The organism is Streptomyces sp. STR69, assembly GCF_024519455.1.
Taxonomy (GTDB): domain Bacteria; phylum Actinomycetota; class Actinomycetes; order Streptomycetales; family Streptomycetaceae; genus Streptomyces.
Window position 1 is genome coordinate 261919 of record NZ_JALJRY010000002.1, and the last position, 19667, is coordinate 281585.

Annotated in this window: 18 protein-coding genes; 10 read left to right on the top strand and 8 right to left on the bottom strand. The window is 71.6% G+C overall.

Annotated features, from left to right (window positions below; translation table 11 throughout):
* The first annotated feature begins 122 nt into the window (after window positions 1-122).
* Window positions 123-2489, top strand: coding sequence for a glycoside hydrolase family 95 protein (locus OC490_RS04925; protein ID WP_262056539.1), 2367 nt, complete (start codon window positions 123-125; stop codon window positions 2487-2489).
* 94 nt (window positions 2490-2583) lie between these two features.
* Here OC490_RS04925 and OC490_RS04930 read toward each other — a convergent pair whose 3' ends face one another.
* The 6 genes from OC490_RS04930 to OC490_RS04955 form a co-directional block, all read right to left on the bottom strand.
* Entirely contained in the window at window positions 2584-3582 is a 999-nt protein-coding gene (locus tag OC490_RS04930; RefSeq protein ID WP_262056540.1) for a CHRD domain-containing protein, read from the bottom strand.
* Between the two features lie 338 nt (window positions 3583-3920).
* Window positions 3921-4844 carry an STM4011 family radical SAM protein gene (locus OC490_RS04935; protein ID WP_262056541.1) on the bottom strand — a complete coding sequence of 308 codons (924 nt, stop codon included), beginning with the start codon at window positions 4842-4844 and terminating at the stop codon, window positions 3921-3923.
* Between the two features lie 9 nt (window positions 4845-4853).
* The gene (locus tag OC490_RS04940) at window positions 4854-6191 is read right to left on the bottom strand and encodes an STM4012 family radical SAM protein (protein WP_262056542.1); all 1338 of its coding nucleotides are present in this window, start codon (window positions 6189-6191) and stop codon (window positions 4854-4856) included.
* On the bottom strand, window positions 6188-7003 hold the full coding sequence (locus OC490_RS04945) for an STM4013/SEN3800 family hydrolase (protein ID WP_262056781.1): 816 nt from the start codon (window positions 7001-7003) through the stop codon (window positions 6188-6190). Before OC490_RS04945 ends, OC490_RS04940 begins: the two co-directional genes overlap by 4 nt.
* A gap of 158 nt (window positions 7004-7161) precedes the next feature.
* Window positions 7162-8334: an STM4014 family protein gene (locus tag OC490_RS04950; protein WP_262056543.1), complete on the bottom strand. Its 1173-nt coding sequence runs from the start codon at window positions 8332-8334 to the stop codon at window positions 7162-7164.
* Window positions 8331-9290 (bottom strand): STM4015 family protein, encoded by a 960-nt coding sequence (locus OC490_RS04955; RefSeq protein ID WP_262056544.1) that lies wholly within the window; start codon window positions 9288-9290, stop codon window positions 8331-8333. Before OC490_RS04955 ends, OC490_RS04950 begins: the two co-directional genes overlap by 4 nt.
* 166 nt (window positions 9291-9456) lie before the next feature.
* On the opposite strand from OC490_RS04955, the gene OC490_RS04960 reads away from it, so the two are divergent.
* Window positions 9457-9783 (top strand): hypothetical protein, encoded by a 327-nt coding sequence (locus OC490_RS04960; RefSeq protein WP_093630027.1) that lies wholly within the window; start codon window positions 9457-9459, stop codon window positions 9781-9783.
* Window positions 9784-9960: 177 nt separating this feature from the next.
* Window positions 9961-11037: a DUF6745 domain-containing protein gene (locus tag OC490_RS04965; protein WP_410098575.1), complete on the top strand. Its 1077-nt coding sequence runs from the start codon at window positions 9961-9963 to the stop codon at window positions 11035-11037.
* A 169-nt stretch (window positions 11038-11206) separates the two neighbouring features.
* Here the strand turns inward: OC490_RS04965 and OC490_RS04970 are convergent, their stop codons facing one another.
* Complete coding sequence (locus OC490_RS04970; protein WP_262056545.1) at window positions 11207-11596, bottom strand: ribonuclease; 390 nt, start codon at window positions 11594-11596, stop codon at window positions 11207-11209.
* Window positions 11597-11884: 288 nt separating this feature from the next.
* Between OC490_RS04970 and OC490_RS04975 the strand changes: the two genes are divergently transcribed.
* From OC490_RS04975 to OC490_RS04990, 4 genes are all read left to right on the top strand, one after another.
* Window positions 11885-13141 carry a histidine kinase gene (locus OC490_RS04975; RefSeq protein WP_262056546.1) on the top strand — a complete coding sequence of 419 codons (1257 nt, stop codon included), beginning with the start codon at window positions 11885-11887 and terminating at the stop codon, window positions 13139-13141.
* 38 nt (window positions 13142-13179) lie between these two features.
* On the top strand, window positions 13180-13866 hold the full coding sequence (locus OC490_RS04980; RefSeq protein WP_262056547.1) for a response regulator transcription factor: 687 nt from the start codon (window positions 13180-13182) through the stop codon (window positions 13864-13866).
* 65 nt (window positions 13867-13931) lie between these two features.
* A complete protein-coding gene (locus OC490_RS04985; protein WP_262056548.1) occupies window positions 13932-15116 on the top strand; it encodes a cytochrome P450 family protein in 1185 nt (394 codons plus the stop codon).
* Window positions 15117-15225: 109 nt separating this feature from the next.
* The gene (locus OC490_RS04990) at window positions 15226-15624 is read left to right on the top strand and encodes a PaaI family thioesterase (RefSeq protein WP_262056783.1); all 399 of its coding nucleotides are present in this window, start codon (window positions 15226-15228) and stop codon (window positions 15622-15624) included.
* Between the two features lie 122 nt (window positions 15625-15746).
* Here the strand turns inward: OC490_RS04990 and OC490_RS04995 are convergent, their stop codons facing one another.
* Entirely contained in the window at window positions 15747-16763 is a 1017-nt protein-coding gene (locus tag OC490_RS04995) for a Gfo/Idh/MocA family oxidoreductase (protein ID WP_262056549.1), read from the bottom strand.
* Between the two features lie 129 nt (window positions 16764-16892).
* Between OC490_RS04995 and OC490_RS05000 the strand changes: the two genes are divergently transcribed.
* The 3 genes from OC490_RS05000 (at window position 16893) to OC490_RS05010 (ending at window position 19576) form a co-directional block, all read left to right on the top strand.
* Window positions 16893-17630: a GntR family transcriptional regulator gene (locus OC490_RS05000; RefSeq protein WP_262056784.1), complete on the top strand. Its 738-nt coding sequence runs from the start codon at window positions 16893-16895 to the stop codon at window positions 17628-17630.
* Window positions 17631-17849: 219 nt separating this feature from the next.
* Entirely contained in the window at window positions 17850-18998 is a 1149-nt protein-coding gene (locus OC490_RS05005) for an ROK family glucokinase (RefSeq protein ID WP_200713538.1), read from the top strand.
* On the top strand, window positions 18995-19576 hold the full coding sequence (locus OC490_RS05010) for a sugar kinase (RefSeq protein WP_262056550.1): 582 nt from the start codon (window positions 18995-18997) through the stop codon (window positions 19574-19576). Before OC490_RS05005 ends, OC490_RS05010 begins: the two co-directional genes overlap by 4 nt.
* Window positions 19577-19667: the final 91 nt, after the last annotated feature.

The window sequence follows — 19667 nt, forward strand, 5'->3', positions numbered from 1 at the left end:
CTCTTTGGTGTCGAGGAGACGTCTCAGAGGTCGGATCTTTTGACTGCACGACCATTGCTTGTTCCTCGGCGTCTCATTAATTTACGAATTAATCCCGACCGTCTCGCCCGAGGAGATCCGCCGTGCCCTCTTCCTCCCGCCGCGACTTCCTTCGTCTGACCGGTGTCGCCGGTGGTGGTCTCGCCGCCTTCGGCGGCCTGCCCCCGTTCGTGGCGCATGCCGCCCCCGAGCGTCCCGCTCAAGCGGACATCGTTCCGGAGAGTGAGGCCACCACCCTCTGGTACCGGCAGCCGGCCGACGAGTCGCGCATCATCCAAGAGGCGCTTCCCGTGGGCAACGGCAGGATGGGTGCCCTGGTCGGCTGCGACCCCGCGGACGACTTCCTGTACCTCACGGACGGCTCGTTCTGGACGGGCGGACGCAACGACACCCCCACCAGCGACGGCCAACTTCCTTACGGAGCCGATGACTTCGGCAGTTTCGGGCTGCTGGCCAAACTCCGGGTCGCGTTGCCGGGCCACACCGCACAGGAGATCAGCGGCTACCGGCGCAGCCTCGACCTGAGCAACGGTGTCGTGTCGGCGACCTATCAGCACCGGGGCACCCGTTTCCGCCGGGAGATCTACGCCAGCCACCCGGACGACGTGATCGTGGTCCGGCTCACCGGAGGCGGCAGTCACACCGGTGCGATCTCGCTGGAGGGCACGCACGGCGAGACCACGTCGGCGGACGGGAAACAGCTCTCGTTCGCCGCGACCCTGAAGAACGGCCTGCGGTACGCGGCCTCCGTGACCGCCGTGAGCAGCACCGGAACCATCAGGGCCGAGGACGGCAAGCTGTCCTTCTCCGGCTGCCGCGAGCTGCTGATCGCGGTCTGCGCGGGCACCGACTACGCACCCGATGCAGACAAGGACTTCCGGGATCCGTCCCTGGTCCCGCTCACGGTGGCCCGCGCCAAGACAGCTGCCGCGGCGAAGGTCTCAGGCGCCGCGCTGCTCGCCACCCATGTGGCCGACTACCGGCGCCTCTACGACCGCTTCTCGATCGATCTCGGCAGATCCTCGACGGTGCAGCGGTCACTGGACTCGTGGTCGCGCATCGCCGTCCGACACACCGACGCGTCCACCCCGGACCCGGAGTTGGAGGCCGCCTACGTCCAGTACGGCCGCTATCTGACCATCACCGGGTCCAGGGACTGGCTGCCCATGAACCTCCAGGGCCTGTGGATCCACAACAACACCCCTGACTGGTACGCCGATTACCACACCGACATCAACGTGCAGATGAACTACTGGCTGGCCGACCCCGCCGGACTGGGCGACAACGCGGAGGCGCTCGCCCGCTACTGCCGGTCCCAACTGCCGGTCTGGACCGACGTCACGAGACGGCTCTTCAACAGCCCCGACAACCGTTTCCGCAACAGCTCGGGAAATGTGGCCGGTTGGGCCATCGCCTTCTCCACCAACGTCTACGGCGGCAGCGGCTGGGCCTGGCACCCCTCGGGCAACGCCTGGCTCTGTGCCACGCTGTGGCGCCACTACGAGTACTCCCAGGACCGCGCGTATCTGGAGACGATCTATCCGGTGCTGAAGGGGGCCGCCGCGTTCTGGAAGGCGCGGCTGATCACCACCGACGTCACCGATGCGGACGGTTCGTCCCGCGAGGTCCTGGTGGACGACACCTCCTGGTCGCCGGAGCACGGACCGGACGGCAAGGGAAACACCTACGCGCAGGAGCTCGCGTGGGAACTCTTCCGGGAGTTCGCCGTCGCGGCCCGCACGCTGCGTCGCGACGAGGACCTCGCCGCCGAGCTGGAATCGATGCGCGCCCGGCTCTATCTCCCGCGGGTCAGCCCGAAGACCGGCTGGCTGGAGGAGTGGATGAGCCCCGACAATCTCGGTGAGACGACACACCGTCATCTGTCACCGCTCATCGGATTCTTTCCCGGCGACCGGATCTCCGTCGACACCAGCCCGCGCGAACTGGTGGACGGCGTACGCGCACTCCTCACCGCCAGGGGAATGGACAGCTTCGGCTGGGCCTGCGCCTGGCGATCGCTGTGCTGGTCGCGGCTCAAGGACGCCGAGAAGGCCTACCAGCTCTATCTCACCGTGCTGCGCCCTTCGATGAACAACGGCAACGGCACCTCGGCGAACTGGTTCGACACGTACAGCCAGGGCAGCTACACGATCTTCCAGATCGACGCCAACCTCGGCGGCCCCGCTGCCGCGCTGGAGATGATCCTGTACTCGAGGCCGGGAGTCCTCGAACTGCTCCCGGCGCTGCCGAAGGCCTGGTCGGCGAAGGGTTCCGTCACCGGGATCGGCGCCCGCGGCGGATTCACGCTCGACTTCTCCTGGCGGGACGGCAAGGCGACCACGGTGACGGTCCGGAGCGTCGGAGGAACGGAGACGGAGCTCCGCGCCGGGACGGTGCGCAAGAAGATCTCCCTCAAGCCCGGGGCATCCGTAAAGATCAACATTTCCTGAGGTGTGAGGCGCGGGTTGTCGGAAACACGCGGCGATGCGAGTCCGTGGGGACTCGCATCGCCTGGCGTGTTCGGGTGCGCCCGTTCAGCCGGCGTTACTTGGTGGCGAGGAAGAGATAGTCGGCCGTGTAGGGGACGCGGGCGGTGGGCTGCGTGGCCGGGTTGCAGGTGCCGGCCGGGGCGACGCCGCCGGCGGTGTTGAGCCGCAGGACCGAGGTGGTCTTGGCCAGGAGTCCCTCACTCTTGCCGGTCTGCTGTGCGCGGAGCAGGAGTTGGGGGATGTTGCCCGTGCCGTTGTCGAACTTGTTGACGACGGTGCCGGTCACCGAGGAGCCGTCGGGGGCGATCCACTGCGGCGGGCCGGCGGGGGCGTGCTTGGCGAAGCTGTGCTGGATCCCGCCCTGGAGGGTGGCGTCGACGTTGTCCTGGGTGAAGGCGTAGGAGCCGTCGTCCTGCTTGGTGCAGGCGTAGATCTGGGCCCCCTTGACGACGCCGGCCAGCGCCGAGTGCCGGATGGCGTCGGGCAGCGAGACCGCGCCCGGGAGTGCGACGGCCTGTCCGCGGACCGCGCCGCCGGGGAACTCGGCGGTGTGCAGGTTGAAGTAGAACTGGTCCGGGTGGGCCTTGATGCTGCGCAGCAGGTCGGCGTCCTTGACCTTCACTGTGCCGAACACGAACGGCGTGCCGCCCTTGAGCTTCTCCATGAAGAACGGGATCTTCACGTCACCGTTGGTACCCCGCGCCCCCTGGTGGAGGTGGGCCATGGTCGGGGTGCCGATACCCGTCCACGCGAACGCGAAGGACACCTCGTCGCCCTGGATCCGCATGAGGGCCACCGCGTTGCCGTCCTTGTCGCCCACCGCCGGCTTGCCCTTGACGGGCACCTCGTTGTCACCGGTGAGGATCGTGGTGAAGTACCGCGCCCCCGGCGCGTTCTCGGAGTAGCGGCCGATGGCACCCGCCGCCTGCGTCGCCCCTGCCGCCGGATGCGACACGGTGGCGTCGGCCGCACCGTCCACGCCGTTGCAGGCGGTCAGGAGCAGGGTGCCGGTGATGGCGGTCGCGGCGATGGTCCCGAATCGCTTGAACATCATGTGTCTCGTTCTCCCCGTGATTGCCGATCCGCGGTTGCCCCGCGGTCGTTCTCCCTCCATCACGGGGCCCCTGGGGCGATCCCTCAGCCGATGACACTCCTGAGACACGCCTGAGAAGGGACGGCATCACTGAGGACACGATCTTGACATTACGACGCACATCGACCGTCCGCGGAGAGGCAGCCGGCCGGACGCAGGTGACGGCTGCGAAGGCCTCCGGCGCCAACTCGCCCTTTCCGCGCGGGCGCTGGGCCCGGAGACCACCGGGTGCGGCCCTCGCGCGACACACCCCCGTCCGGCCCGTGCCCGACGCGCCCCCCGTCCGCGAACCCGCCGGCTCAGCGGCCCGGTCCGCCGGTGCCGCCTCCGCCGGACATCGACCGCGCCGTGAGCGGCAGGGCGCGTGCGGTGCCCTGCCCGGGGAGGGCGGACGGCACCCGCTCCAGGACACCGCCCGCGAAGACGTCGTACAACGGCAGGGACTCCAGGTGGACATAGCCGATGTGGCAGTCGCAGACGGCCAGTGGACATGGGCGCGGGCGCAGCGCCGTCCGGTAGGAGCCGTCGTACAGGTTCCCCAGTTCGTCGCGGACGAAGTGGCAGCGGCGGACCGTGCCGGTGCCGTCGACCGAGATCACGGATTCGCCGGTGCGGCACGGGAGTCCGGCACTGCGGTGCGGGTGCCGGCTGTACGGGAAGAGGGGGTCGAGCGCGGTCCAGTCGTCGGCCTCGGCGTCCCCGTAGGTGTGCCCCTCGGCCGCGTTGATCCAGAGGTAGACGTGCGGGGGCAGGTCGTCGCGGAGTCGGCGGGCCGCCGCCAGATGGGCAGGCAGGCCCACCACGCCGACGCTGAAGCGCACCCCGCGGTCGGCCAGTTCACAGCACTTGCCGAGGAAGCGGTCGTAGGGCGTCTGGCCCGGGTGGTACGTGCACCACAGGGCGAGCGTGTCGAGGTCGGCCTCGGCGAGCCAGCCGGTCCGGCAGCTCAGGTTGGTCTGGATGGCGACTCGGCGCACGTGCGGCAGCCGGGACAGCTCGGTGAGGGTGCGCCGGTACCAGGAGCGGACCAGCCCCTCGCCCCACGGCGTGAACAGGAGCGACAGGTCGTCCTCACTGTCCGCCGCCCAGCGCGCGAAGCGCTCCAACGCCGCCCGGTCCGCGCGCAGTTGGGCGGTCGAGTCGCGCCGCTTGGCGAACGGGCAGTAGGGGCAGTCGTAGTCGCAGGACGCGAGCGGCCCCCGGTAGAGGACGGTGAGATCCATGACGGTCCGTCACTTCCGTTCGTAGGCGGCCATGGCGGACCGCACCTCGGGGGAGAACAACTCCGGTCCCACGGCGTCGGAGTGCGCCAGCCCCTCCGGGGTCAGCACCAGCCGCTCGTCCGCCGCGCCGGTCAGCCAGCCGCGCCCGGCCAGCCGGTCCAGCTCCGCCCCGAAGTCGTCGTCGGGTGAACTCCCGAAGCGGGCGCGGTAGTCGGCGGCGGGCAGCCCCTCGGCCTGGAGGAGGGACTGGAGGAGATGACGGCGACGCGCCTCGTGTCCGTCCACGCGGTAGCCGACCTCCGCGTGCGCGAAGTCGGTCGTCGTGACGTAGTCGTCGATGATGCCGCGGATCTCGTGCATGCCGACGGCGTAGTCGAAGGAGTAGTGCAGCGCCGACGTGTACGAGCGGGCGCCGCAGCCGAGCCCGATCATGCCGTCCGTCTGGCAGGCGTAGTCGTCGGCGCCCTGGGGCGGGGCGTCGGCCCGGCGGAACATCCGCATCGACTGCTGGACATAGCCCCGCGCGAGGAGATGGTCGCGTCCCGCCCGGTACAGCCGCAGCCGCTGCGCGTCCCACACCGGGTCGGCTCCGGCGTCCCCCTGGTGCCGGCCGAGGCCGGTCAACGGCCGGACGTAGAGCGGGTACAGGTACAGCTCCTCGGGCCGCCAGGCCAGGGCCGCGTCCAGGGAGGCGCGCCAGGTCCGCTCGGTCTGGCCGTCGATGCCGTAGATCAGGTCGATGTTGAGGACGGGGACGGCGGCGTCCCGGATCCGGCCGAGCGCCGCCTCCACGTCGGCGCGGCGCTGCGGGCGTACGGCTGCCCTGGCCTCGGAGTCGACGAAGCTCTGGACGCCCAGGCTGAGGCGGGTAGCGCCGCGTTCCGCGAGGACGGCGAGCCGGTCTGCGGTGGCCGTGGCGGGCGAGGCCTCCACGGAGAGCGGGACCGCGCGCAGGTCGGCGCCCATGCGCCGCTCGGCGATGTCGCACAGGCGCTCCAGCTCGGACGCGGTGAGGAAGGTCGGGGTGCCGCCGCCGAACGCCGCGGTGGCGAACCGCACCGGCTCCGCGTCACCGAGCGCCGCCCGGACGGCGTCCGCCTGCCGCTCCAGGGCGTCCAGATAGGCGCCGGTCAGGCCGTCCGGGGCACCGATGCGGGTGAAGAGGTTGCAGAACCCGCACCGGATCTCGCAGAACGGTATGTGCACATACAGCGAGAGCGCGCTGCGGTCCTGCGCCGCCCACAACTCCCGCAGCGCGGGCCGGTGTTGGAGGCGGCGGTACGCCGTCTTGTGCGGATAGGCGTACACGTAGTGCTGGTAGGGGCTGGTCTGCTGTGCGGTGGTCATCGGACGGCCTCGGCGGGGTCGAGGAAGAAGTGGGCGTACGGCACGGTCCACACGGACTCGTGGCCCAGGCGGTGGCCGGTGTAGCCGTCGTCGCCGTAGGCGGTGCCGTGGTCGGAGCAGACGATGACGAAGCAGGGGCGCCGGGAACTGGCGGCGGCGAACAGTCGCCCGATGTGCCGGTCGACGTACTCCAGCGCGGCGGCGTGCGTCTCCCGGGTGTCGCCCGCCTCGCGGGTAGCGCCGGGCAGGTGGAACCAGTTGGGCTGGTGCAGCGCCGACACGTTCACGAACAGGAACAGGCGCTGTTCGGCGGGCAGTTGGCCGACCACCTGTTCCACGCGGGCGACCTGGTTCTCGAAGGAGTGCGGCGAGGTGACGCCGAACTCCTGCTCCCAGTGCGCCTCTTGGAACAGGCCGGGCAGTACGGAGCCGAGCGGACCGCGCCGGTTGAAGAAGCCCACGCCCCCGACGCAGACGGTGCGGTAGCCGGCCGCCGCGAGCCCGGACACCAGGTCGGGGGTGTCGTAGACGAAGGTGCCCTCGGCGGTCGTCTCGCTGCCGGCGAAGCTCGCCGCGAACAGCCGTGGATGCGGGCCGGGTCGGGCCGGAGTGGGCAGGAACCCGGCGAAGATCGCCTGGTGCGAGGCGTAGGTGAAACTGCCCGGGGCGTGTCTCGTCTCCCAGCGTCCGCCGGGCAGATGGCGGGCCAGTTGCGGGATGCGCCCCTCGGCCGCCAACTCGGCGGCCACGTCGTGCCGCAGCGTGTCGAGGGTGACCAGCAGGATGTCGTGGTCGCCGACGACCGCGTTCATGTCGGGCTCAGGCATGGGCTGTTCCTGTTCTGTACGGGTGACGCGGGCCGCGGGGACCTGTCCGGCAGAGCATGCCGCAGACGCGGGGAGTGGCCGCCCACCTGCGGCGTTGCAGTCGGACGCACCGGACCGCGCTGACCGGCGTTGATCAGGCACGGTCACTCTGCTGCGACCTGCTCCGCCGGACAGGCCCTGGTGGCCGGTGCGCGCAGGACGGCCGCCACCTGCGCGCCGTAGGTGTCCAGCCCCTCCGCGCCACTGCCGGGCAGTCCGGTGAGCCGGGGCAACAGGTCGCCGAAGGCGTTGACCTCGCCGACGAAGGCGCGCCGCCAGTCCACGGCCGGCAGCAGGTCGACCCCCACGCACAGCGTGCGCGGGAAGCAGGACGCGGCGCGCTCGCACACGTCCAGGACGTCGGACCACCGGGCGCCCGCGGCGGTGACGGCCCGCCGGACGCCGTCGAGATCGCCGCGGCTGCCGCCCAGATGGAGATTGGTCAGCGGCCCGCGACTGGTGCGCACCACCGCGTGGGTGGCCCGGCCGGCCACGACGACCACCCGGAGATCCGCGGCCCGGCCCGCCTGCGAGGCCTTCGGGACCCAGCGTTCGAGATGCAGCCCGTCCGGCGCCAGCGCGTCCACGATGCGGGCGACCTCCCGCTCGTCGTGATACCGCCGCACCCGGAGGGAGTTGTGCAGCGCGCCGTCCGGACCGGTCTCGACGGACGTGGTCGCCCTGATCCGGCCGCCGCCCGCCGTCTCGACCGCGAGGACACCCGACGCCGACGAACCGTGGGCCGGCTTGACGAACAGCCGGGGCATCCGGTGCTCGCGCATCAGCACCCGTACGTCGTCCCAGCCGTGCACGCGCGCGCCGAGCGGACCCGACGTGGGGGAGTCCGGGACGGGCACACCGGCCGCGTCCAGCACGGCGTGACACCTGCGTTTGTCGAACAGCACCGCCAGGTCGTCCGGGTCGGCGAGGGGGACTCCGCCGCGCAGGGTGCGCAGCGCGGAGGTGAACCGCGCGTACCAGCGGGCCGAGCCCTCCACCCGGGTGGGGTCCGTGGCACCCCGCAGCAGCCGGTCGACCTCGGGGTTCTCACCGGGGGAGTCGACCCGGACCAACTCGTCGGCGGCGAAGTCCGCTCCCCGCGCGCGCAGGACGTCAGCCCAGGCGACGACCCGGGGGGCGGGCAGCCCGGCCGCCCGCACGGCGTCCGTGAAGAGGGACACCCTGCGGTTCTCGGGGTTGCCGACCACCGCGAACCGGGGGCCGGTGCGGTCGGGCGACGTGACGGCGGCCGGTCGGGCCGCGGCGGACGCGGTCACTCCCCGACGGCGACGTAGCGCCAGACCGTGCCGTCGTCCTCCGTGTCCTCGTCGGCGTCGTCACGGTCCAGGTCGACCTCCACGCCCGCCGCCACCAACGTCTGCCGTACCCGCTCCGCGACGGCCTCGCTGAGGTAGTTGTGGTGCAGGTCCAGCTTCTTGAGATGCGTCAGCGGCTGCCCGCTCAGCAGTGCGACCGCGCCCTCGTCGGTCAGCACGCCCATCGACAGGTCCAGCACCTCCAGGCGCTCCACCACGGGGGCGGCGGCGACCGCGGCGGCCACCGCGTCCTGCATCTCGCTGTTGCGCAGGGCCAGATGGCGCAGGCGCGGCAGCCGGGCACCGGACAGGATCGGCTCCAGGTCGGCGGCCTCGCTGTCGCCGCCGTAGTCCGGCGTGCCGAGCCACAGGTCCAGGTGCTCCAGGGCGGGCAGGTCACTGGCGCCGATGCCGCGCACCACCTCGACGGGCAGTCCGCCCGTCTCCGCCACCAGCCGGCGCAGCGCACCGTGCCGCAGCGCGGGGAACTCCAGGCCGGTGCCGCCGCGCACACCGAACTCCTCCAGCGCCGGGTAGGCGTTGAGCAGCGGGGTGACGTCGGTCTGGTGGATCCAGGAGATCTCGCACTCCTCCATCACCAGGTCGCCGAGGAACAGCGCGCGCAGTGCGGGGAAGTCGTCCCGCGCCTCCACGAGTGCCTCGACGATCGGCGTGGGCGCGGAGTCGTAGGCGTCCTCCCAGCCGCCGATGATCAGGGCCCGGACCCGGGCCGTGTCGACGGCGGCGCGGAAGCGGGCGAACGTGTCGGTCCACGCCTCGTCGTTGTCGTACACGTTGCCGCCGAGGCGCCAGGCGACCGAGTCGGGCTCGGGCAGGCGGTCGGCCGGGGCGTCGGGCCCGGGAAAGGTGAACGAGGGCAGCCGGTACAGCGCGTCGAGGTGCTCACCGATGGTCATGCGGCCGCTCCTGAGGAGAAGAGTGCGTGGTGTGTGATGGGCATTTCTACCAACCGGCACTGACAGTGCCCGTCGGCGGGGCGTGGCCGGGGCGTTGTCAGTGGTGGCGCCTAACGTCGTGGCCATGAGGCCGGTGCGCGAAGCACCCGGCGGTGAGGGGACAGCCATGTACCGACAGGGAGACGTGCTGATCGTGCCGGTCGCGCAGGAAGCGGTGCCCGCCCACGCGGCGCACGCCCCGCGGGAGCGGCGCGACGGACGCGGGCGGCTCGTGCTGGCGCTGGGGGAGGTGACCGGCCACGCCCACGCGGTCGTCGGGCCGGGGGAGTTGGTGCGCGAGCCGGGTCCCTACGGTCCGTTGCTGCTGCATCTGCCCCAGGGCGGGCGGGTGGTGCACGAGGAGCACGCGGCGATCGCGCTGCCCAAGGGGTGGTTCCGGGTCGTCAGACAGCGGGAGTACGTGCCCGGGTCCGTACGGATCGTGGCCGACTGAGGGACCGGGACGCACCGGCGGTACGAGAGCGCCGGGCAAGGTGTGGAGGAGGGGCACGTGAGCGGGACGGACGTGGAAGTGGACGGGACGATGGACTGGAAGTCGGACGGCGCGTCGTCTGGGAGAGCGGGGAGTACGACGGCGGTGGTCGGGGGAGCGGGGAGCGCGGCGACGGCGATGGTGGAGCCGGGCACCGACGGGGCCCAACTCGACGACGGGGGAACGTCGTTCGGCCCCTCCGCCGACCTCGCGCAGTGGCGGATGTGGGCCTCGGCGACCGGCGCCGCGGACCGGGCGAGCGCCGAGGAGGGCGTCCGGCGGGCCTACCGGCTGGCGGGACTCGCGGAACCGGAGCGCGTGGTCTGGGCGGGTTCGCCGCGCGAGGCGGTCGCTCTCGTCCGTGAGCTGACGGACCGGGGCCCGAGCGTGCGGGACGCGGTGCGCAGCGCGCCGTGGGCGGCAGCGAGGCGGCGGCTGCACGCCGAGTTGGGGCCCGCCGGGTGGTCGGCGCACTGGGCGGCGACCGGCGGACGGCTGTGGCCGTCGACGCAGGGCCTGGTGGACCGGATCCGTACGGGCGTGATCGAGGACCTGGCCGGGGGCGACACCGGCAAGGAGGCCGCGGAGATCCGGCTGCTCCTCCTGGACGCCGTGCTCGGGCAGCACGACGCGCCGTGGCTCGCGGCGTTCCCCGCCGACGACGGCCCGATCGACGCGCTGTCCGCGGTGTCCGCGGTGTGCCGCAGCGCCGGCTGGTGGTGGCCGTTCGCACGGGTCGCGGTGCTGTCGGAACGCCCCTCGGCCCTCCACCGCGACGAGGCGGGACGACTCGACCACGGGGACGGCCCGGCGCTCTCGTACCCGGACGGCTTCGCCCTGCACGCCTGGCGCGGCATGCCGGTCCCGGCCGCCTTCCTGGCCGAACTGCCCGCGCTGACCCCCGAACGCGTCCGGGCCGAGGAGAACGCCGAACTGCGCCGCGTGATGCTCGAGTACTACGGCTACGACCGGTACCTCGCCGATTCGGGCGCCCGCCCCCTGCACCGGGACGAGACGGGCACGCTGTGGCGGATCGACCTGGCCGACGACGAGCCCGTGGTCATGGTGGAGGTCCTCAACTCCACACCGGAGCCCGACGGCACTCACCGCACGTACTGGCTACGGGTCCCTCCGTCGACGCGCACGGCCAGAGCAGGGGTGGCCTGGACCTTCGGCCTGGACGCGGAGGCGTACGCACCCGAGCGGGAGACCTGAGAGCCCCGTACACCGCCGGACGAGGTCCGGCTTCGACCGGCGGCGCCAGGACGTGCCTCGCCCCGCGGCCCATGAACGTGGGGGGAGCCGCGGGGCGAGGGGTGAGCGATGGTGCAGCCGGTGGGAGCCGGACACCCGGGTGACTACGGAACGGACCTGACCGATCGGCTCAGCAGCCGAAGTTGATCAGGTTGAAGGTGACGTAGTGGTCCGAGGTGTAGTAGTCCTCCTGGGTCTTCTTCCCGGTGACGATCCGGCGCGCTCCGCGCGTGGACGAGCCGGGAGTCTTGACCGTGTACTCGTGGTAGTAGCCGGACGCCTGGCTGGGGAGGACGCCTTCCTGGTTCCGGAAGACGACGCCGTCCTGCGAGTACGGGAAGGGCCCGTTCGTCGCGATCAGGTCGAGCGTGTCGTACGCCTGGGAAGGCAGGGCGCTGTAACAGATGCTGCCGACCGCGGCGGCCGCCGGGGTCGCGGTGGCGACGGTGCCGCCGATGACGAGAGTGGACAGGACGGCGGCTGCTGCGCCGATGCCGGTGATCCGTGGGGGGAATCTCATGCGTTCATGATGACGCGCGTAGATAGTGGCATGTCAATGACAACCGCAGAGATTTTCCCGTCAAGTCCGATGAGTTTTCGGGAAGTTAACTTGGCGCGCGCAGTCTGCACGCGGTCTGCGCACGGGCGTCGGCGGAACCTTCCCGGCTGCGATCGACCCGCAGCGCCGTCCGGAGGTCTCTGCTCCCTCCTCTCCCTCCTCGACGTGTCCGCCGAAAGTCTGTGATGCCGCGACTTTGGTCGCCGATCCCCGTCGCGGTGGGGTGACCGGGCCCGGTCCTGCGTAGATTTGTCGACCGTGACCGATGACAGGACCGCGCAGGTACCGCCGGCGTTCGCGGGGCGCCGCTGGCTGCTGCCGTCCGCCGTGGCAGACGAACTCGATCCGGACGTCGAACGGCCGGGACGGCCCCGCCGTACCGCACGCGACTGGGTCGTCGACACGTCCTGCTTCCTGCTGGCCGTGATCATCGCGCTGATCGCCGCGCAGAGCCTCAGGGACGACACCTCGACCTCGCACTCCCTGGCCGTCGCGGACCAGCTGATCGGAGGCCTCGCCTGCTTCGCGGTGTGGCTGCGCCGCCGCTGGCCGGTCGGGCTGGCGATCGCCATGATCCCCGTCGGCCTCGTCTCGACCACGGCGGGCGGCGCCGGCCTGGTCGCCCTCTTCACCCTCGCCGTGCACCGCCCCTTCCGGTACGTGGCCTGGATCGGCGGCATCCAACTCGCCCTGACCCCGCTCTTCTTCTGGCTGCGCCCCGACCCCGACCTGCCGTACGCCGGCGCGGTCGCGTTCACCGAACTGTTCACCCTCACCGTCATCGGCTGGGGCATGTTCGTCCGCTCCAAGCGGCAGCTCATGCTCAGCCTGCGCGACCGCGCCCGGCGCGCCGAGACCGAGGCGGAGCTCCGTGCCGAGCAGGCCCAGCGGCTCGCCCGGGAGGCCATCGCCCGCGAGATGCACGATGTGCTCGCCCACCGGCTGACCCTGCTCAGCGTGCACGCCGGCGCGCTGGAGTTCCGGCCGGACGCACCCCGCGAGGAGGTCGCGCGGGCGGCCGGAGTCATCCGGGAGAGCGCCCACGAGGCGCTGCAGGACCTGCGCGAGATCATCGGCGTCCTGCGCGCGGGCGAACCCGACGACACCGGCCGCCCGCAGCCCACACTCGGCGCCCTGGACGCACTGGTCACCGAGTCCCGCGAGGCCGGCATGAAGGTCACCCTCGACAGCCGGGTCACCGACCCCGCCGCGGTTCCCGCCTCGATCGGCCGCACCGCCTACCGCATCGCCCAGGAGGCCCTCACCAACGCCCGCAAACACGCCCCCGGCACGGAGGTCACGGTGACTGTCTCCGGCCGGACCGGCCAAGGTCTGAGGATCGGCGTGGACAACCCGCCCCCGGAGGGCGAGGTCCCGCACGTCCCCGGCTCCGGGCAGGGCCTGATCGGCCTGACCGAGCGGGCGACGCTGGCGGGGGGACGGCTGGAGCACGGCCCGCTGGAGGGCGGGGGCTTCCGGGTGGACGCCTGGCTGCCCTGGGGGTGACCCGGCTTTCGCTCGCGGGGGCGTGGTTACGTAGCCCCATGACCGCGATCAGAGTGCTCCTCGTCGACGACGACCCGCTGGTGCGGGCCGGACTGTCCCTCATGATGGGCGGCGCCGCCGACATCGAGATCGTCGGCGAGGCCGCCGACGGCAGCGAGGTCGAGGAACTCGTCGACCGCGTCCGCCCCGACGTCGTCCTCATGGACATCCGCATGCCCGCGGTGGACGGACTGACCGCCACGGAACGGCTGCGCGCCCGCGGCCACGCGCCGCAGATCGTCGTCCTCACCACCTTCCACGCCGACGAACAGGTGCTACGGGCCCTGCGCGCGGGCGCCGCCGGCTTCGTCCTCAAGGACACCCCGCCCGCCGAGATCCTGGACGCGGTGCGCCGGGTCGCGGCCGGCGATCCCGTCCTGTCGCCCGCGGTCACCCGTCAGTTGATGGAGCACGCGGCCGGCACGGGCACCGGTACCGACACCCGACGCGCACGCGCGCGTGCCCGCCTCGCCGTCCTGGGCGAACGCGAACGCGAGGTCGCCGTCGCCGTCGGACAGGGCCTCGCCAACGCCGAGATCGCCACCGGCCTCTTCATGAGCGTCGCCACTGTGAAGACCCACGTCTCCCGCATCCTGGCCAAGCTCGACCTGAACAACCGTGTGCAGATCGCCCTGTTGGCATACGACGCGGGCCTGCTCGAAGAGGACGGTGACGGCGGGCACTAGTCGCTGCCGCCGCGCGTTCCCACTGCACTGGGAGATCTCGGGGGATCGTCCGGAGGGGGCAGGGCATGACCGAGGTAATCGATCTTGGGGAGTTCGGCGAGGAGTTCCGGCGCGACCCGCATCCGGTGTACGCGATGCTGCGGGAGCGCGGCCCGGTGCACCTGGTGCGCCTGCCGGCGTCGGACGAGCATCATGTGACCTGGCTGGTCGTGGGGTACGAGGAGGCGCGCGCGGCGCTCGCCGACCCCCGGCTGGCCAAGGACGGCAGCAGGATCGGAGTGACGTTCCTCGACGAGGAGCTGATCGGCAAGTACCTGCTGGCCGCCGACCCGCCGCAGCACACCCGCCTGCGCGGGCTCATCACCCGCTCCTTCACCATGCGCCGCGTCGAGGAACTGCGCCCGCGCGTCCAGCAGATCACCGACGAACTCCTCGACGCGATGCTGCCGTTCGGCCACGGCGACCTCGTCGAGTCGCTCTCCTACCCGCTGCCCATCACCGTGATCTGCGAGCTCCTCGGCGTGCCCGACATGGACCGCGCGGAGTTCCGCAAACTGTCCACGGAGGCGGTCGCACCCACCAGCACCGGCAGCGAGTACGACGCGTTCGTGCGGCTCGCCGAGTACCTCGGTGACCTGATCGAGGACAAGCGCTGCGCCGGGCCCAGCGGCGACCTCCTCAGCGACCTGATCCGCACCACCGCCGAGGACGGCGACCGGCTCTCCCCGCGGGAACTGCGGGGCATGGCCTTCATCCTGCTCATCGCCGGCCACGAGACCACCGTCAACCTCCTCACCAGCGGTGTCCACGCCCTGCTCGCACACCCGGACCAACTCGCCGCCCTGCGCGCCGACATGACCCTCCTGGACGGTGCGGTCGAGGAGATGCTGCGCTACGAGGGCCCGGTGGAGAACGGCACGTTTCGCTTCGCCGCGGAACCCCTCGACATCGCGGGCACCCCCATCGAGAAGGGCGACGCCGTCATGGTCGGCCTGACCGCCGCCGACCGCGACGGGGACCGCTTCCCCGCCCCGGACCGCTTCGACATCCGCCGCGACACCCGAGGTCACCTCGCCTTCGGCCACGGCATCCACTACTGCCTGGGCGCTCCCCTGGCCCGCCTCGAAGCACGCACGGCGATACGGACCCTGCTGGAGCGCGCCCCCGGCCTAGCCCTGGACGGCCCGCCCGGCGACTGGCTCCCGGGCATGCTGATGCGCGGGATGCGCAGCCTGCCGGTGCGCTGGTAGAACGGCCGCACCGGACGGCCGCAGCAGCCGTCGAAGGTGTGATGCAAGCCGTAGTGGAAGCCCCAGGAGGCCCGCTCTCGTGACCGCACTCGTGGAGTTCGACCTGACCATGGCCAGGAAGGCGCTGGAGAGCCAGCCCTTCAGCAGACTGATCGGCGCGCGGCTGAGTGCCTTCGGGGACGGCGGCGCCACGCTGGAGATCGACATCAGGGAGGACCTCCACCAGCAGAACGGCTTCGTGCACGGCGGAGTCCTCGCCTACGCCGCCGACAACGCGCTCACCTTCGCCGGCGGCACCGTCCTCGGCCCCGCGATCCTCACCGGCGGCCTCACCATCCAGTACGTCCGCCCGGCCACCGGCACCACCCTGCGCGCCCGGGCCGAGGTCGTGCAGGCCGGCCGCCGCCAGGCAGTGGTCCGCTGCGACGTCCTCACGGTCGCCGACGACGGCACGGAGTCCCTCTGCGCGGTCGCCCAGGGCACGGTGCTGCCGGTCCGGCCGGCCTGAGGAGGGCCGACCTGTCGCCCGGGGCGGACGGCACAGGGCGCGGACCGATGCACTACGGCCGTACGAACTGCCCTGCCCGCACCGCGAGTTCGCGATCGCCACGAACCTGGCCCCCCGGCCGCTCAGGTGACGGCGTACCCGCCCGCGATCTCACCGAGCCGGACTTGTCTTCGCTCGCGCCGGGACACCTCGCACGCCTCGGCGATCCGCAGCGCCTGGAGGGCCTCGCGCCCGTCGCACGGATTGGTCCGCTGACCGACCACGACCTCGACGAAGGCGATCAGTTCGGCCTCGTAGGCGGGCCCGAAACGCTCCAGGAAGCCGGTCCACGGCTTGGTCGCGGCCGGTGGCCCTGACGGTTCGGTCGACGCGATCGGGGTGCGGTCGTCCAGGCCGACCACGATCTGGTCCAGCTCCCCGGCCAGCTCCATCCGGACGTCGTAGCCCGCCCCGTTCAGCCGCGTGGCCGTCACCGTGGCCAGGGTGCCGTCGTCCAGCGTGAGGACGGCGGCGGCCGTGTCGATGTCACCGGCCTCGCGGAACATCGCGGGCCCGGCGTCCGACCCGGCCGCGAACACGTCGACCACCTCGCGTCCGGTGACCCAGCGCAGCATGTCGAAGTCGTGGATCAGGGTGTCCCGGTACAGCCCGCCGGAGATCGGCAGATAAGCGGCCGGGGGCGGGGTCTGGTCGGAGGTCATCGCGCGGACCGTGTGCAGCCGTCCCAGCCGCCCCGAGCGCACCGCCTCCCGGGCACCCGTGTAGCCCGTGTCGAACCGGCGCTGGAACCCCATCTGAAGGATCGTTCCCGCCGTCTCGACCTCGGCGATCGCCGCCAGCGAACCGGGCAGATCAAGCGCGATGGGCTTCTCGCAGAACACCGGGAGCCCGGAACGCGCCGCCCTGCCGATTAATTCGGCGTGCGCCGATGTCGCCGTAGTGATCACCACGGCGTCCACACCCCACTTGAAGATCTCCTCCGTGCTCGGTGCCGCCGTTTCCCCCAGCCGGTTCGCCAGGTCCTGGGCCCGCGAGGGGTCCACATCGGTGAGGATCAGTGAACCGACCTCACGATGACGGCTGAGCGTCCTGGCATGGATGGTCCCGATGCGGCCCGTACCGATGACTCCGATGCGCATGGGAACAAACTGAGGGCCGACCAGGCACGCTGTCAATGCGTATGTCCGGACAATCGAACTACATCACTTCCCGTCAACCATTCACAGAGCTACGCTCGGCCCGTGCCGAAACCAGATGTGGACCCGACAGTGCCGCTCGAACTCAGCGTGGACCGGAGCAGCCCGGTGCCGCTGTACTTCCAGCTGTCCCAACAGCTGGAGGCCGCGATCGAGCACGGCTCGCTGACCCCGGGCAGCCTGCTGGGCAACGAGATCGAACTCGCCGCCCGGCTCGGCCTGTCCCGGCCCACGGTCCGCCAGGCCATCCAGTCCCTGGTCGACAAGGGTCTCCTGGTGCGCCGCCGGGGCGTCGGCACCCAGGTCGTGCACAGCCAGGTCAAACGCCCGCTGGAACTCAGCAGCCTCTTCGACGACCTGGAGGCGGCCGGACAGCGCCCCGCCACCAAGGTCCTCGTCAACACCGTCGTCCCGGCGTCTGCCGAGGTGGCGGCGGCACTCGGCGTGGCCGAGGACAGCGACGTCCACCGCATCGACCGGTTGCGCCTCGCGCACGGCGAGCCGATGGCGTACCTCTCCAACCACCTGCCGCTCGGCCTGCTCACCCTGGACACCGCACAGCTGGAGGCCACCGGCCTGTACCGGATGATGCGCACCGCCGGAATCACCCTGCACAGCGCCCGCCAGTCCATCGGCGCCCGCGGCGCGACGGCCGAGGAGGCGGAGCGCTTGGCAGAGACCGAGGGCGCCCCGCTCCTCACCATGCAGCGCACCACATTCGACGACACGGGCCGAGCGGTCGAATTCGGCAGCCATACGTATCGGCCGACCCGCTATTCGTTCGAGTTCCAGCTCCTGGTACGTCCCTGACTGCACCGCTTCGCCCGTGATGTTTGTCGTAATGTCCGGACAGCGAGTTCAATAGGTGTTCGCCACAGCGCCCCCTTCTGGAGGCGCGGGGCTGTGTCCATTCGCGGCTCCGCCGCGGGGCGCGACCAGCCACAACGCACCCGCACCGGACAACGATCCGCACCCCCTGTACGCCCCCGCACAGCACCCACGGTCACCGTGAGGCAGAATCGGGCCTTGATGAGCACCTACGGCAACTTCAGCGCCCCCATAGGCTCCCGGCGTGCCCCCGCACTCAGGACGGTCGGCACGAGGGAGCGCCGCTCCCACCTGACCGCCCCCCGCGTGCCCACGGTCGGCATCGACATCGGCGGCACCAAGGTCATGGCGGGCGTCGTGGACGCCGACGGCAACATCCTGGAGAAGCTCCGCACGGAGACCCCGGACAAGTCCAAGAGCCCCAAGGTCGTCGAGGACACCATCGTCGAACTGGTCCTGGACCTGTCCGACCGGCACGACGTGCACGCGGTCGGCATCGGCGCGGCCGGCTGGGTCGACGCCGAGCGCAACCGAGTCCTGTTCGCGCCCCACCTGTCCTGGCGGAACGAGCCCCTCAGGGACCGCATCACGAGCAGGCTCTCCGTCCCCGTCCTGGTGGACAACGACGCCAACACCGCCGCCTGGGCCGAGTGGCGCTTCGGCGCCGGCCGCGGCGAGGACCACCTCGTCATGATCACGCTCGGCACCGGCATCGGCGGCGCGATCCTGGAGGACGGCCAGGTCAAGCGCGGCAAGTGGGGCGTCGCCGGCGAGTTCGGCCATATGCAGGTCGTGCCCGGCGGCCACCGCTGCGCGTGCGGCAACCGCGGCTGCTGGGAGCAGTACAGCTCCGGCAACGCGCTGGTCAGGGAGGCCCGCGAACTGGCCGCGGCCGACTCCCCGGTGGCCTACGGGATCATCGAGCACGTCAAGGGCAACATCGGCGAGATCACAGGGCCGATGATCACCGAGCTGGCCCGCGAGGGCGACGCGATGTGCATCGAGCTGCTCCAGGACATCGGCCAGTGGCTCGGCGTCGGCATCGCCAACCTCGCCGCCGCGCTCGACCCGTCCTGCTTCGTGATCGGCGGCGGTGTCTCGGCCGCCGACGACCTGCTGATCGGCCCCGCGCGGGACGCGTTCAAGCGTCAGCTCACCGGCCGCGGCTACCGCCCCGAGGCCCGCATAGTGCGCGCCCAGCTCGGCCCCGAGGCCGGCATGGTCGGCGCCGCCGACCTCGCCCGCCTGGTCGCCCGCCGCTTCCGCCGCGCCAAGCGCCGCCGTGTCGAGCGATACGAGCGCTACGAGCGGTTCGCCGAGTCCCGGCGCGACACCCAGGACACGGCATGATCGCATCGCTGCCCCGCCAGGCGACCCCCCGGGACGAGCCGCCCCGACCACCCGAGGACCCCCGCCACAAGGCCCGCCGCCGAGCGATCACCCTGCTCATCATCGTGCTGCTCATCGGCGTACCGGCCGTCTATCTGGCGATCTCCGCGAACCAGAGCCGCAACAGCGGCAAGGACAAGGAGGCCAAGTACTCGGCGACCGGCCTCACCGTGGGCTGGCCCTCGAAGGTCCAGCGCCGCCTCTACCAGGTACCGGTCCCGCACCCGGCGGAAGAGGTCGCCTTCTACGAGACCAACAACTGGAAGACCAGCCGCCTCTACGTCCAGTTCCAGACCTCCGAAGCCGGCCTCGACACCTTCCTCGCCGGCATAGGAGTCGACCGGGACACGCTGAAGAAGAACGACATCACCATCAGCGACCGCGACCAGAAGATCACCGGCTGGAAGTTCACCCGCCCCGGCCCGTGGTGGGGCGTCGTCAACAAGCAGAAGGACCCGGCACCCACCCAGGACATCGTGGTGAACCTGTCCGATCCGGCCCTTCCCATGGTCTACGTCGTCTCCCGCACGGTTCCCTAGCGGGCCGGCCCCGGCCGGTCGCCGGGGCCGATTGTCAGACCCCGCCCGTAGAGTCGAAGACAGCTGACACGACTGACGGGCGGGAGGTGGC

Excerpts from the sequence above, each read along its gene's own strand:
- OC490_RS04930 (WP_262056540.1), bottom strand. The coding sequence starts at position 3,582 with ATGATGTTCAAGCGATTCGGGACCATCGCCGCGACCGCCATCACCGGC.
- OC490_RS04935 (WP_262056541.1), bottom strand. The coding sequence starts at position 4,844 with ATGGATCTCACCGTCCTCTACCGGGGGCCGCTCGCGTCCTGCGACTAC.
- OC490_RS04940 (WP_262056542.1), bottom strand. The coding sequence starts at position 6,191 with ATGACCACCGCACAGCAGACCAGCCCCTACCAGCACTACGTGTACGCC.
- OC490_RS04945 (WP_262056781.1), bottom strand. The coding sequence starts at position 7,003 with ATGAACGCGGTCGTCGGCGACCACGACATCCTGCTGGTCACCCTCGAC.
- OC490_RS04955 (WP_262056544.1), bottom strand. The coding sequence starts at position 9,290 with ATGACCATCGGTGAGCACCTCGACGCGCTGTACCGGCTGCCCTCGTTC.
- OC490_RS04960 (WP_093630027.1), top strand. The coding sequence starts at position 9,457 with ATGTACCGACAGGGAGACGTGCTGATCGTGCCGGTCGCGCAGGAAGCG.
- OC490_RS04965 (WP_410098575.1), top strand. The coding sequence starts at position 9,961 with ATGGTGGAGCCGGGCACCGACGGGGCCCAACTCGACGACGGGGGAACG.
- OC490_RS04970 (WP_262056545.1), bottom strand. The coding sequence starts at position 11,596 with ATGAGATTCCCCCCACGGATCACCGGCATCGGCGCAGCAGCCGCCGTC.
- OC490_RS04980 (WP_262056547.1), top strand. The coding sequence starts at position 13,180 with ATGACCGCGATCAGAGTGCTCCTCGTCGACGACGACCCGCTGGTGCGG.
- OC490_RS04985 (WP_262056548.1), top strand. The coding sequence starts at position 13,932 with ATGACCGAGGTAATCGATCTTGGGGAGTTCGGCGAGGAGTTCCGGCGC.
- OC490_RS04990 (WP_262056783.1), top strand. The coding sequence starts at position 15,226 with ATGGCCAGGAAGGCGCTGGAGAGCCAGCCCTTCAGCAGACTGATCGGC.
- OC490_RS04995 (WP_262056549.1), bottom strand. The coding sequence starts at position 16,763 with ATGCGCATCGGAGTCATCGGTACGGGCCGCATCGGGACCATCCATGCC.
- OC490_RS05005 (WP_200713538.1), top strand. The coding sequence starts at position 17,850 with ATGAGCACCTACGGCAACTTCAGCGCCCCCATAGGCTCCCGGCGTGCC.
- OC490_RS05010 (WP_262056550.1), top strand. The coding sequence starts at position 18,995 with ATGATCGCATCGCTGCCCCGCCAGGCGACCCCCCGGGACGAGCCGCCC.